The sequence below is a fragment of the Streptomyces sp. NPDC021356 genome (genome assembly GCF_040641015.1).
Classification (GTDB): domain Bacteria; phylum Actinomycetota; class Actinomycetes; order Streptomycetales; family Streptomycetaceae; genus Streptomyces.
In genome coordinates this window covers 106,478-119,254 of record NZ_JBFACU010000022.1, presented here as the reverse complement: position 1 = coordinate 119,254, position 12,777 = coordinate 106,478, and the positions used below count along the sequence as shown (strand labels likewise).

Here is a 12,777-nt window from a genome sequence, read left to right as displayed (position 1 = left end):
TTGCTTCCGCGGAACGTGCCGCACCTGCACCGATCTGCGCCATGGCCGAACGCCACATCGGACGAACACGACCTCTGTCTCGGCCGGTCACTGCTCCACGCCGTCAGGGTCTTCATCCTCGGCCGCGTCCGGGTCACGGAAGGAACGCAGGCCCTGGTCGGGACCACTGGCCTTGATGTTGAACAGGTAGCGGCCCAGGAAGTTGATGTGCCGGTCCTTGAGCGGGGAGAGCCGGGCGACGTCCTCGTCCTTGATGTCGTGGCCCTCGGTCCGGAGCGCCGCGACAGCGGCGTCCAGGTAGCGGGTGTTCCACAGCACGACGGCGTTGAGCACGAGACCCAGACTGGCGAGCCGGTCTTCCTGGCCCTCGCGGTACGCCTGTCGGATCTGGCCGCGGCCGCCGTGGCAGATCGCGCGGGCGAGCCGGTGGCGGGACTCCTGGACGGTGAGCTGCCGGTTCATCAGCCGCCGGTAGGTGTCGTCGACGGGGTCGACCAGGGCGAGCAGGTGCATGGTCTTGTCGATCCGGCCGTACTCGGCGAATGCGGCGCCCAGCGGGGTCGGGTGGCCCTCGCGGCCGAACATCCGCAGCAGGTCGTAGGCGCGGACCTGGTTGGTGATGAGTGATCCGGCAACCCGGAGCATGTCCGGCCAGTGCGTGGCGATCCGCTTGAGGTTCACCTTGTTGCAGGCCACGTCCTCCAGCGGGCCGTACCCGTCGGCCGGCTCCTCGCCGTCGGGCAGGTCGGCCCGCCAGAACCGCTGGTCGTTCAGGTCGCGGAAGCGCGGGGCGAAGCGGAAGCCGAGCAGGGCGCGGATGCCGGAAGGCACGCTGATCGGGATTCTGTTGCGGACCGTCCCTCACGCGAAGTCCGGGACTGCTCAGTCTGGCAGGACTAGGCTGTCGAACAGGTCCGGATGCCGCATCCCCCGTCGGCATCCGGACCGTCACGTACCGGCGGCCGTGCGGGGGGCGACGGTGAAGTGCGCGCCGACGAGAGCGTCCTGAAGGTCTTCGGCGTCCAGCCGCTTCCGTACGACTTGGCGCAGCCACTCGGCCGGCTCCTGGCCGTCGCGCTCGGCGGCCGGGGGGATGCGGTCCAGGTCGGCGTCGGTGAGCAGCTCCACCAAGGCCGCGGCGTAGCAGCGTTACCTGGGGTGCCGTTAACGAGCAGCGAACCAGGTGCCAAGTAACCCGCCAGTAGCCTTCGGATCGAAGGGGGCGTTCTCACCGCACGGTCTCGGGCTCGGCACGTGGGCCCGGGAACTCGCTGGCCTGGAGGGCGGCGAAGTCGGCATGCGCCTGCTCGATGGCTTCGGGATACGCCTCGCGTTTGGCGTGCTCGGCCAGGGCCCGGTAGACGCTGGCCACGGACGGGTTCTGTCCCTTGCGCTTGCCGGTGGGGATGATCAGATCGGGCTGGATCTGCTCGACGGACTCGCCGAGCGCGCGGCGGCGGAGCACGGTGTGGAGCATGTCGTCGGTGATGACGGGCGGTCGGCCGCCGTACTTGCCCTTGCGGGCTGCGGTGTCGAGCCCTTCCAGCGTCGATTCCCGGATGTTCTCCCGCTCGGTCTCCGCCATGGCGGCGAAGAACGCGAGCAGTAGCTTGCCGGGGCCGCTGGGGTCGTACATCCCCGGCAACGGTCCGGCGAGCATCTCCAGGACCAGGCCGTGCGCGGTCAGATGGGCCGCGAGGGCAGTCAGCTCTGCCGCGTCCCGCCCCAGCCTCTTCATCTCGTACACCGTGAAGATCACGCGGCAGTGAGGGGCGTGTGCCTTGATCTCTCGCGCGGTCTTGAGGGCCTTCTCGAAGGCGGGGCGTACGCGGATGCGGGTGCTGATCTTCTCGCTGAAGATCTTGTCCCGGGGGATGCCGTGAGCGCGTCGAGCTGGGAGTCGAGTTCCTGGCTTCGGTGTGAGCATCTCGCGTACCCGATGCGGATGTCCGCGCTCGGCAGGTCCGGGTTGATGGGGGCCGGGGGCGGGGTGCCGGGCCGCCACGGCTGTCCGGGTGCGCGGTCGGCCGGGGTGGGCACCCGCAGTTTCTTCGCGAGCCGGGGCACCTTGGTGAAGCGGCCGGTGTGGTAGGCGGAAGTGACCGCGCCGCCGCGCGAGCGGCACGGCGATCCGGGCTGTGCGTCACACTTCGGACAGGTGTGCCTTTCGACGTCGTCCGCGTCCGACCGGTCGGCCGGGGAAGGCGTTTGAGGGCCCGTCATGGGACCGGATTTTCGCACAATGCAAGTCACAGAAGGAGGTCACCCCTTCTTTTGAGTGCGAACGCGTTGTGAGAACCGATCGGGGCTCGGCGGGGGTCCGGTGGCCCGTATTCGATCTTGCTCGGGCAAAGGGTCGTTTGTGAGAACGTCGCGTCATCTTCGGGCGTGAGTAGTTGCGGTACAGGAAATCCCGACGAGATTGATCTTGCCCTGGATACCCTCGCGCGTGTCCTCCGGCTCGATGGCAGTGAGCGTGCCTACATATTCGAACTGTCCGGTCGGGACGCCGCCCGGCCGCGTCGGCGCACCACGCAGAAGGCCCAGCCGCAGCTGCTGCGCCTCCTGGATGACCTCTCCACCACGCCGGCCGTCGTCCTGGGCCGCCGCACAGACATGCTCGCCTGGAACGTCATGGCGGCCGCCCTGTTCACCGACTTCGCGCGGATACCGGAGAAGAAACGCAACTTCGTACGGCTGGTCTTCTGCGAACTGGCCATCAGAGCGCTGTACCCGGACCGGGAGTGGGTAGCGCAGATGACCCTGGCGCAGCTGCGCATGGAAGCCGCCCGCGATCCGAAAGATCCGCGGCTGGCCGAACTGGTGGGCGAGCTGTCGCTTCAGGACCCCGACTTCCGGCGCTGGTGGGGCGCCCACCGCGTCGCCACCCAAGGATCGGGCACGAAAACGCTGAACCATCCCGTTGTCGGCCCGCTCACCCTCGACTGGTCCTTCCTCACCTCCACCGACGACCCCGACCAGCAGCTCATCACCCTGACCGCCGAGCCCGGCACACCCGCCACGACCGTCTGCGCATCCTCGCCTCACGGGCCGCGCAAGCCGCCGACCACCCGATTGCGGACCGTTACAGGTAGAGGCTCGGAGCAGGTTCATGCGTTCTCCATGGCGGATCGGGCGGCCTCGCTCGCCGCGGCCCAGAACCCCGGAACGGCCGCCGCGGCGAGGTTGAGGCGGGTGTCCATGTCGAGGTTCATGTCGCCGTAGATCTCCGTATGGCGAAGTGCGGCTGAATATGGGCAGCCGCCTCCAGCTCGCCACCCCCGTCCCCCAGGACCCTGAACCCGAGCCGGAGCACGCCGCAGCCTGATGCGATGTCAGCTCCCCACGCCACACCGACCCCTCGCCGACCAGCAGAGAGCCAGCGGGGCGTTCAGGGCCGTGCACGCCGAGCGGGGACCGTCTTCCGGTGTGCGCTTCCTCACTTTCGGATTGTTCAATCCGGAATAACTTGACGCCCGTGCGCGGCCGTGGCCAGGATTACGGCATGAACGATCCAGAATTCGAGCGGAGTGGCGCGATGCGCCCTCGCACAGCTCCCGAGGAGGCCGCGGACGAGCCCGGCGTCGGCCCTCCGGCCCTGAGCCGGGCGATGGTGCTGCTACTGGCCGTGGTGTGTGGCGCGGCGGTGGCGAACATCTACTACGCTCAGCCGTTGCTGTCCGTGATATCGAAGGCACTCGGAGTGTCCCAGGGATCCAGCGGCCTGGTGGTCACCGTCTCGCAGGTTGGCTACGCGTTGTCGCTGGCCCTGCTGGTTCCCCTGGGCGATGTGCTGGAACGGCGCCGCCTGGTGACTGCGCTGCTGGGCCTGAGTGCCCTCGCTGTCCTCGGCGCGGCGGCGTCCCCGTCGCTGGGGCTGCTGCTTGTCGCGATCGCAGTGGTCGGGGTGACCTCCGCGGTGGCGCAGATCGTGGTGCCCATGGCCGCGTCACTGGCACCGGACCACCAGCGCGGGTCGGCGGTGGGCACGGTGACGAGCGGACTGCTGATCGGGATCATGATCGCGCGTACCGTCGCCGGTCTGCTCGCCCAGATCGGTGACTGGCAACTGGTGTTCGTCTTCGCCGCGGTCCTGATGGCGGCCCTGGCGATCGTCCTGCGCCTGGTCCTGCGACCCGTCCCGCCGTCGGAGAACACCACCTATCCGCAACTGCTGCGCTCGGTGCTGGCGCTGGTGCGCACCGAGTCGTTGCTGCGCAGGCGCATGGCTCTGGCAGCGGTCGGCATGGGCTGTTTCACCGTCCTGTGGACTGCGTCGTCGTTCCTGCTGGCCGACCGGCCGTACGGGTTCGGCCCCGCCGTCATCGGCCTGTTCGGTCTGGCCGGAGTCATCGGAGCCGTAGCCTCGTCGGTGGCCGGGCGGCTCACCGACCGCGGACGCGGCCGTCAGGTGACCACAGGCGGACTGATCCTGCTTGCGGTCAGCTGGCCCGTGCTCGCCGTCGCCGGCATGGGCGGACCAGTCGGCCTGATCACGCTGAGCGTCGGCATCATCGCGCTCAACCTTGCCCAGCAGTCCCTGTTGATCAGCCACCAAAGTGCGATCTACCGCCGGGCCCCGCACGCCCGGAGCAGGGTGACGACGGCCCTTATGGTGTCCGCGTTCGCCGGGGCCACCGTCGCATCGGCGCTGACCGCAGCACTGTATCCGCTCGTGGGGTGGCTGGGCGTGTCCGGGCTCGGCCTTGTCATCGCGCTGGCCGGGGCCGGGATCTGGATTCTGGAGCTGGTCCACCCCAGCCCCGCCGAACCGCTTCCTGCTCTGTCAGCGGCCGTGGACACCGGTGCGGCCCACAGGCGCCCGGCAGCCGCGGGCCGCGTGGGCTCATGCCGTGAGGAGGTCGGCTGTGCCTGAGATCCGCCGTGTGGCGGTCCTCGACGACTACCAGGGAGTCGCACGCCAGTACGCCGACTGGAGCGCCCTGCCGGACAACGCGCACCTCACGGTCTTCCCCGAGCCCCTGGGCGGCACCGAAAACGTGATCGCCGCGCTGGAACCGTTCGACGTCATCGTGGCCATGCGCGAGCGCACCGCGTTCCCGGTCACGGTCATCGACAGGCTGCCGAACCTGCGCCTGCTGGTGACGACGGGCCCGGCCAACGCCGCCATTGATGTGGCCGCTGCCCGGCAGCGCGGAATCGTAGTGTCGGGCACCCGCGGGGCAGGGCTGACCTCGACGGCTGAACTCACCTGGGGCCTGATCCACGCCCTGGCCCGCTCCATCCCTGCCGAGGACCGCGGCGTCCGCGAGGGCGCCTGGCAGCGGACCGTCGGGCGCGACCTGCACGGTGCCCGCCTCGGCGTCATCGGGCTCGGCGGCGTGGGCACTCGAGTGGCCCGCGTGGGGCTCGCCTTCGGCATGGACGTCGTCGGCTGGAGCACCCACCTCGACACCGAGCACGCCCGTGCCATCGGCGTCACCCCGGTCTCCAAGCAGGAACTGCTGGCCACCTGCGAGGTGGTAACGATCCACCTCAAGCTCTCCGCACGCACCACCGGACTTCTGGGCCGCGACGACCTCGCACTCATGCGACCGGGCTCCCAGCTGATCAACACCTCACGCGGACCCATCCTCGACGAGGAAGCGCTGCTCGCGGCCCTGCACGCGGGGACCATCGGCGGTGCCGGCCTGGATGTCTACTCCACCGAGCCCCTCCCGGCCGACTCGCCGTGGCGCACCGCCCCGCGCACGGTCCTCACCTCACATCTGGGCTACGTCACCGCGGGCGCCTACGACGTCTTCTACTCCGACGCGCTAGAAGACATCCTCGCCTACGCCGCCGGTGGACCGATCCGCGTGATCACCCCTGAGCAGACCACCCACCACCCCTGACAGCACACACCCATTTGAAATGGCACCACTCATGACCACGCATGACCAGCACACCGCGACAAACAACGCCGAGAACGACGATGACTCGGGATTCCGGCTCCCCGTCATCTGGACGCGCACCCTGGGTGAACTCACCTTGAGCTACGTCCCCGACGCGGGCGTCGACATGATTCCGACCCGGGTCTACCCCTCCTCCGTCGAGGAGGACTGGAGCGAGCACCGCGCACACATGACCCAGGCAGGCCACCTGCCCATGGGATGCGGGGCACTGCTCGTCGAAGCGGGCGGCACCCGCTTGCTCATCGACGCCGGCCACGGCCGCATATCCGGCAAGGACCTGGAACACTTCCAGCACGCCTTTGGTCATGTGCGGGACCTGCCCGAGTCACTGGCGACCCTCGGCGTGGACCCGGCCGAACTGGAGATGGTCGCCTTCACCCACTTCCACGGCGACCACACCGGATGGGCCCGGCCCGACGCGGTCGAAGATCCGCGGAGCCTGTTCACGAAAGCGCAGTGGATGGTCGGAAAGGGCGAGCTGGAGAGCATCCCGCCCGGGACCGGCCCGATACTGGCTGGCCAGGACGAACGCGCAGTGGTCGTGACCGACGGGACCGAGATCGCCGACGGTGTCCGCGCGTGGTCCCTTCCCGGGCACACCCCCGGTCACACCGCCTGGATCCTCGACACCGGCGACGGCCGAGAGGTCGTCGCCTTCGGCGACGCCATGCACTCACCGGTCCAGATCCAGCACCCGGACTGGGATGTGGTTCTCGACACCGACCGGGAGGAGGCCGAACGATCCCGGCGTCGGCTCGTGGACTACCTCTCGCGGGACGGGGTCTACGGCTTCGGTGTCCACTTCGCCGACCAGCAGCTGGGAACCGTCGACGGCTCCGGCCTCTGGCGCCCCTGGAACGACGCAGCAGATGTTTCTTGACGTCGGCTGCGGCGGCTGCGGCTGCGGCTGCGGCTGCGACAACACGTACGCTCACAAAGGTGTCAGGCGCATCCAGCCATGAACGTAGTCAAGGACATCCGCAGCGAACTCGGACCAGCAGCTCTCACTGCCTCGGCTTCGGCTCGATGCAACTGACCGGCCCGGGTACCCGGGGGAGATCCGAAGGATCCGGACGAGGCCGTACGGGTGCTGCGCCGGGGCGGTGGACCTCGATGTCAACTTCATCGACACGGCCCACCCCTACGGTCTTATGGTCGCCGAACCACTCATCAAGAAGGCCCTGCATCCCTATCGGACGGTCTGGTCGTCGCGGCCCAGGCCGGGCTCACCCGCCCGGGTTCTGATCAGTGGCTTCCGGTCGGCAGGCCCGTGATACCTGCGTCAGCAGGCCGAGATGAGCCTGCGCAACCTCCGCCTGGGCCGCATCGGCCTGTTCCAGCAGCACAGTGCGACCCCGTCGCAACTCGCCCTGGCCTGGCTCCTCAAGCGTTCCCCTCCGATGCTGGCCGTACCCAAAGCCTCGTCCGTGGCACATCTGGAGGAGCACCTGCGAGCCGCCGAGACCGAGCTGTCCGATGCCGAGTTCGACGCCCTCTCCCAGGCCGTACAGCGCATGGTCCTCGAGGACCGCCGGCCTGTTGTTCCGAGCCGGGTGACGCACTGCTGGTACGTGCGGACAGCGCAACCACCGGCGGGACGGAACACGCCGCCAGCCGAATGGGCCACGACGTCCCCGCCCGCCCGTTACGGAAGCCCCCGCGACGCACATGAACACCGGCGACGGCCGAGCGGATCATGGCTGACGATCGCGGGACGGAGGGCGCGACCCGTCAGCCCCGCGCCAGCTCGCGACCGACCCCGGCAGAGGCACGGCCTTTGGCCTGCAGGGCCAACTGGTGTCTCTGCCGCATTCACGCCCTGCAGTAGACCGGTGAGCATCCGGCATGTGACGTCCGTAGCCGCACCCGTTAAACTGGAGCAATCATTCCGTTATACAGGAGGTGTTCCGTGTCCCCCGCCGGCCGTCCCCGCGCCTTCAACATGGAGGGGGTCCTGGACGCCGCCATGCGGTTGTTCTGGGAGCAGGGCTATGAAGCGACATCAATGGTTCAGCTCCGGGAGGCCACTGGCCTGTCCTCGGCGAGCCTGTACGGCGCGTTCGGTTCGAAGCAGGGGCTGTTCGAGCGGACGTTGGAGCACTACATCGCCGGGCCGGGCAGCGTCACCGACATCCTCGGTGACGAGAGCCTGAGCCCGCGCGAGGCCGTCGCCCAGATGCTGCACGGATCCATCGACATGCAGACCGATACCTCCCATCCCCGCGGCTGCCTCGTCGCCCTGTCGGGTACCGTCCGGGCTCCCGGGGACGGCGACGCCGCAGTGCGCCGCGCGGTGTCGGCACGCCGTGCGGCGGACCGGACGCACATCAAAGCGTGCGTCGTCCGCGGCATTGCCGCAGGAGAGCTCGCTGAGGAAACCGACGTGGACGGCATCACGTCCATGATCCACGGCTTCCTGCTCGGCGTCTCCACACAGGTGTGTGACGGCACGCCCGCCAGGGACCTGCACGCCGCAGCGGACGCCGTCCTCGCTGCCTGGCGCGCATCGGGACGCAGAGCCTGACCGGCATACCCTGCGGGGCCGCCGACTCCTTCACCGTCTCGACTATGCCCGAGGGCGACGCGCTCAAGGACACCATCACCAAGTACGACCTGCCCGGCGAGATGACCGGCACCGGCGAGATCCGCAACGGCTTCGTCCACCTCCACGTCGTCATGGGCGTCGAAGGCGACCGCGCCATCGCCGGACGCCTCCACGAGGCCCACATCGGCACCCACTTCGCCCGCGCCTACGTCATCCCCGCAGGCTGACAAGCCCCCCGCTGCCCAGCGCTCCAGGCGCCCCGGGTGGGGAGCGTGACGGCCCCCGCCCGGGCGCCTGGCTCCATCCGGCCGTGTTTCTTACCAGGCCCGCCCGGCGCGCCGGGGCACTTCGCCGATACCCGCGCCCGCTGTACACCGGCGCCTCTACCGTCCAGCCCGACAAGTGATCACGGGGGCGTGCGGAAGGGGCTGAACAGTGGGGCGGAATCTGGGTCTGGACGGGGTGGTGGACCACTTCACCCTGTCCCGCGACGAGGCGGGCTGGTTACGGAACAAGACCGGCGCCACCAGGCTGGGCTTCGCCGTTCAGCTCAAGTATTTGACCTGGCGCGGCCGGTTTCCCCGGATGCGCCTGGAGCTGCCGCCCGACGCGGTCGAGCACGTCGCCAAGCAGGTCGGCGTCGCCTCCTCCGAGCTGGGGTTCTACGACTTCACCTCCCGCGCAGCCAAGCGGCACCGCAGCGAGCTGCGGGATCTGACCGGCTGGCACGAGTGCACCAAGACCGATCTGGTCAAGCTCGTCTCGCACCTGGTGGACGTGATCTGGCACGACGAACGCCGCGAGGAACAGGTACGGGCCGAGTTGCTGCGGCAGATGCGCGCGGAGCTGATCGAACCGCCGACCGCAGCCCAGGTCAATACGATCATCCGCTCCGCGCTCCACCAGGCCGACGAGCGCGCCGTCGCCGAGGTCGCCGCCCGGCTCGCGCGGGCCGAGGACTGCACCCGCCGCCTGGACGCGCTGGTCTTCACCGACCTGACCGGCACCGGGCAGGCCGAGGCGACCGCGGAGGACGGCGACACCTCGCAGGACGAAGACGAGGTGGAGTCGGTGCTGTCGGACATCAAGGCCCACCCGGGCAACGTCAGCCTCAACTCGCTGCTGGACGAGATATCCAAACTGGGGCAGGTCCGCGCCGTCGGCGTCCCGGAGAAGGCCTTCACCGGCATCGGCGTGCAGGTGATCAACGCCTGGCGGGCAAGAGCGTCGGCATCCTCCCCGAGCCATCTGCGGCGCTTCGCCCCCGAGGTGCGACATGTCCTGCTGGCCGCGCTGCTGTTCCAGCGGCAGCGGGAGATCACCGACACTCTGGTGGAGCTGCTGAACTCCACCGTGCACCGCATCAACGCACGCGCGGAGAAGAAGGTGACCGAGGCGTTCGTCGCCGAGTTCACCGAAGTCCGTGGCAAGGCCGGACTGCTCGGGAAGATCGCCGACGCCTCCCTCGGCGCCCCCGAAGGGTCAGTGCGCGAGGTGATCTACCCGGCCGCCGGCGGCGAGAAGACGCTGAAAGGCCTGGTCGCCGAGATGAAGGCGACCAACGCCGCCTTCGCCCGCTCCAAACGGGAGGTGTTCAAGTCCTCCTACAGCAACCACTACCGGACCGGGCTGATGAAGCTCCTCGGGGTGCTGGACTTCCGCTCCTCCAACGACCGGCACAAGCCCGTCATCGAGGCCCTGGCCCTGATCGAGCGGCACAAGGACTCCTCCACCACCTACCTGCCGCTCGGCGAGACCGTCCCCCTTAACGGCGTGGTCCGCAAGGACTGGATGGAGTTCGCCCTCCACACCCCCGACAAGGGGCCGGCGCGCGTCATGCGCACCGTGTACGAGGCGTGCGTCTTCCAGTCCCTGCGCGACCGGCTGCGCTGCAAGGAGATCTGGGCGGTCGGCGCCGACAAGTGGCGCAACCCCGACGACGACCTGCCCGACGACTTCGAGGTCAGGCGCGCGGAGTACTACGAGAAGCTGAACAAGCCGCGCGACGCGAAGGTGTTCATCGCCCAGCTCCAGAGCGAGATGCGAACCGAACTCGGCGCCCTCGACACCAGGCTTCCGAAGCTGCCGTGGGTGACGATCAGCGGCAAGCACCGCAACGGCGCGATCAAGTTCACCGAGCCCGAGCCGCAGAAGGAACCGAAGAACCTGCGCCGCCTCAAGAAGGCGATCCGCACGAAATGGGGCACCGTCGCCCTGATCGACATCCTGAAAGAGGCAGCCCTGCGTACCGGGATGCTCAAGGCGATGGCCCCGGTCGGCACCCGCGAGGCCATCGACGAGGCCAAGCTCCTCGAACGCCTGCTCTTGATCGCGTATGCGTACGGAACCAACTCGGGGATCAGCTCGGTCGCGGCCGGCGAGCACGGGCACAGTGAGGAGGAACTGCGCTACACCGCCCGGCGCTACCTGACCGCCGTCGGCCTCAAGGCTGCGGGGGTGGAGATCGCCAACGCCACCTTCGCAGCCCGCCAGGAAACCGTGTGGGGGCAGGGCACCACCACCGTCGCCTCCGACTCGACGCACTTCAAAGCCTGGGACCGGAACATCTTCACTGAGTGGCACTCCCGGTACGGGGGCCGCGGAGTCCTCGTGTACTGGCACATCGAGAAAGGTTCGATGGCCATTCACAGCCAGCTTCTCAACTGCACCGCCTCCGAGGTCGCCGCCGCGATCGAGGGGATGATGCGGCACGCGACCGACATGAAGGCCGAGGGCAACTACGTCGATTCGCATGGCCAGTCGGAAATCGGGTTCGGACTGACGCGGCTCCTGGACTACGACCTGCTGCCCCGCATCAAGCAGATCAACAAGGTCAAGCTCTACCGGCCCGGCCGCGAGGATGAGGACACCTACGACAACCTCGCCGACGCGATGACCCGCCCGATCCGCTGGGATGTCATCGAGAACAACTACGACCAGCTCATCAAGTACGCCACCGCGATCCGGGTCGGCACCGCCTCCACCGAGGCCATCCTGCGGCGCTTCACCCGCACCGCTTCCCACCCCGTCTACCAGGCCATGCTGGAGGTCGGCAAAGCCCAGAAGACCATCTTCGTCGCCCGCTACCTGCGCGACCGCGACCTCCAGCGCGAGATCCAGGAGGGCCTGAACGTCGTCGAGGGCTGGAACGGCGCCAACGACATCATCTTTTTCGGCAAGAGCGGCGAACTGTCCAGCAACCGCCGTGACCAGCAAGAACTGTCAGTTCTCGCGCTGCATCTCCTACAAACGGCGCTCGTCTTCGTGAATACCCTGATGATCCAGGACATGCTCGCCGACCCCGAATGGGCCGACGTCCTCACCGACGAGGACAAACGGGCCCTGACCCCACTGTTCTGGATGCACATCCAGCCCTACGGCGAAGTCCGCCTCAACATGGGCAGCCGCCTCCAACTCGCCGCACCCGTCCCCCAGGACCCGGACCCCACCCCGGAGCCCGCCGCGGCCTGATGAGATGTGAGGGCCCTGCGTTTCGGCAGCGGAGCCAGGGCCCCACGAGCGTTGGTCAGTGCGGAGTGAGGCAGTTCGGGTCGGTGCAGCCAGCGGCCAGGGCCAGCGTGCGGTCTTCGGGCGGCGCGTCCAGCCACTCTGCGCGCATGGCCTGGAGTCGGGTGACGTCCGAGGCCAGATCCGGCGGCTCGGATCGTAGGGCGTCGGCCCACTGCTGAGTGAGCGCACGCCCGTTGACGTACAGCTCGCCGTCCCGGCCTCCGACGGCGAACAGTACGCCGTCACGCTGGGCGGGGATGACCATCGCGCCCGCCGGTTCGGAGACCTTGCCCTGGCGCACCAGTACCGCAGTAGCGGCCTGGGCGTCGGCCAAGGCCTTCTCGTCCAGCGGCGGCATCGGATCGGGGGCGGAGGGCGGCAGCAGGGGCATCACACCGTCCTCGGGCGCCCCGTCCAGGCCGCGGCCGGCGAGCTGGTTGTTCTCGTAGAAGGCGACCATCCCGGCCAGCAGCGGCATCTCCGTCCGCAGCCGCTCGGCCACCGACGGGGTGAGCCGTTCGCCGTTGGCGAGCACCTGGCCGCTCTTGCCGACCGCGACCGAGAGGCGGGGCCGTCTCCGGCCGGGTCCCGGGCTGGCGGCGTGCATCGCGCTCGGCGCGCTTCTTCTTGATCCGCCCCATCGGCGGCCTCCTCGCGTATCGGCCCCCGGGCGGCAAACGAGCAGCCCCGCGCCCCGGATACGACCGCACCCCCTGAACGGCCCCGATCAACCAGACAAGCCACACAGAAACGTGAAAACCCGCCCAGGAAACTACTAGCGGGTTACTTGGCACCTGGTTCGCTGCT

Annotated in this window: 10 protein-coding genes and 2 pseudogenes; 8 read left to right on the top strand and 4 right to left on the bottom strand. The window is 68.9% G+C overall.

Annotated features, from left to right (window positions below; translation table 11 throughout):
* Positions 1 to 87: 87 nt before the first annotated feature.
* The 3 genes and pseudogenes from AB0G56_RS27335 to AB0G56_RS27325 form a co-directional block, all read right to left on the bottom strand.
* Positions 88 to 822 (bottom strand): annotated as a pseudogene (locus tag AB0G56_RS27335) (Tn3 family transposase); the annotation flags it as partial.
* A gap of 126 nt (positions 823 to 948) precedes the next feature.
* Positions 949 to 1,131 (bottom strand): hypothetical protein, encoded by a 183-nt coding sequence (locus AB0G56_RS27330; protein WP_360973775.1) that lies wholly within the window; start codon positions 1,129 to 1,131, stop codon positions 949 to 951.
* 97 nt (positions 1,132 to 1,228) lie between these two features.
* Positions 1,229 to 1,927: a recombinase family protein gene (locus AB0G56_RS27325; protein WP_360973772.1), complete on the bottom strand. Its 699-nt coding sequence runs from the start codon at positions 1,925 to 1,927 to the stop codon at positions 1,229 to 1,231.
* A gap of 413 nt (positions 1,928 to 2,340) precedes the next feature.
* On the opposite strand from AB0G56_RS27325, the gene AB0G56_RS27320 reads away from it, so the two are divergent.
* The 8 genes and pseudogenes from AB0G56_RS27320 to AB0G56_RS27285 all read left to right on the top strand — a co-directional run bounded on the left by AB0G56_RS27320 (position 2,341) and on the right by AB0G56_RS27285 (position 11,931).
* Positions 2,341 to 3,225, top strand: a complete 885-nt coding sequence (locus AB0G56_RS27320) for a transcriptional regulator (RefSeq protein ID WP_360973769.1) — start codon at positions 2,341 to 2,343, stop codon at positions 3,223 to 3,225.
* Between the two features lie 253 nt (positions 3,226 to 3,478).
* Entirely contained in the window at positions 3,479 to 4,876 is a 1,398-nt protein-coding gene (locus AB0G56_RS27315; protein ID WP_360973766.1) for an MFS transporter, read from the top strand.
* Positions 4,869 to 5,855: a D-2-hydroxyacid dehydrogenase family protein gene (locus AB0G56_RS27310; protein ID WP_360973763.1), complete on the top strand. Its 987-nt coding sequence runs from the start codon at positions 4,869 to 4,871 to the stop codon at positions 5,853 to 5,855. Before AB0G56_RS27315 ends, AB0G56_RS27310 begins: the two co-directional genes overlap by 8 nt.
* A gap of 31 nt (positions 5,856 to 5,886) precedes the next feature.
* Positions 5,887 to 6,795 (top strand): MBL fold metallo-hydrolase, encoded by a 909-nt coding sequence (locus AB0G56_RS27305; protein WP_360973761.1) that lies wholly within the window; start codon positions 5,887 to 5,889, stop codon positions 6,793 to 6,795.
* A 415-nt stretch (positions 6,796 to 7,210) separates the two neighbouring features.
* Positions 7,211 to 7,360: pseudogene (locus tag AB0G56_RS27300) on the top strand (aldo/keto reductase); the annotation flags it as partial.
* A gap of 464 nt (positions 7,361 to 7,824) precedes the next feature.
* A complete protein-coding gene (locus AB0G56_RS27295; protein WP_360973758.1) occupies positions 7,825 to 8,439 on the top strand; it encodes a TetR/AcrR family transcriptional regulator in 615 nt (204 codons plus the stop codon).
* Positions 8,440 to 8,483: 44 nt separating this feature from the next.
* Complete coding sequence (locus AB0G56_RS27290) at positions 8,484 to 8,687, top strand: hypothetical protein (protein ID WP_360973755.1); 204 nt, start codon at positions 8,484 to 8,486, stop codon at positions 8,685 to 8,687.
* Between the two features lie 208 nt (positions 8,688 to 8,895).
* The gene (locus AB0G56_RS27285; RefSeq protein WP_360973752.1) at positions 8,896 to 11,931 is read left to right on the top strand and encodes a Tn3 family transposase; all 3,036 of its coding nucleotides are present in this window, start codon (positions 8,896 to 8,898) and stop codon (positions 11,929 to 11,931) included.
* Between the two features lie 55 nt (positions 11,932 to 11,986).
* On the opposite strand, the gene AB0G56_RS27280 is transcribed toward AB0G56_RS27285, so the two are convergent.
* On the bottom strand, positions 11,987 to 12,577 hold the full coding sequence (locus tag AB0G56_RS27280; protein ID WP_360973749.1) for a hypothetical protein: 591 nt from the start codon (positions 12,575 to 12,577) through the stop codon (positions 11,987 to 11,989).
* Positions 12,578 to 12,777 lie beyond the last annotated feature (200 nt).

What these genes read in the sequence shown, in the direction of transcription:
- AB0G56_RS27280 (WP_360973749.1), bottom strand. Translation starts at nt 12,577, where the DNA reads ATGCACGCCGCCAGCCCGGGACCCGGCCGGAGACGGCCCCGCCTCTCG.
- AB0G56_RS27325 (WP_360973772.1), bottom strand. Translation starts at nt 1,927, where the DNA reads ATGCTCACACCGAAGCCAGGAACTCGACTCCCAGCTCGACGCGCTCAC.
- AB0G56_RS27305 (WP_360973761.1), top strand. Translation starts at nt 5,887, where the DNA reads ATGACCACGCATGACCAGCACACCGCGACAAACAACGCCGAGAACGAC.
- AB0G56_RS27290 (WP_360973755.1), top strand. Translation starts at nt 8,484, where the DNA reads ATGCCCGAGGGCGACGCGCTCAAGGACACCATCACCAAGTACGACCTG.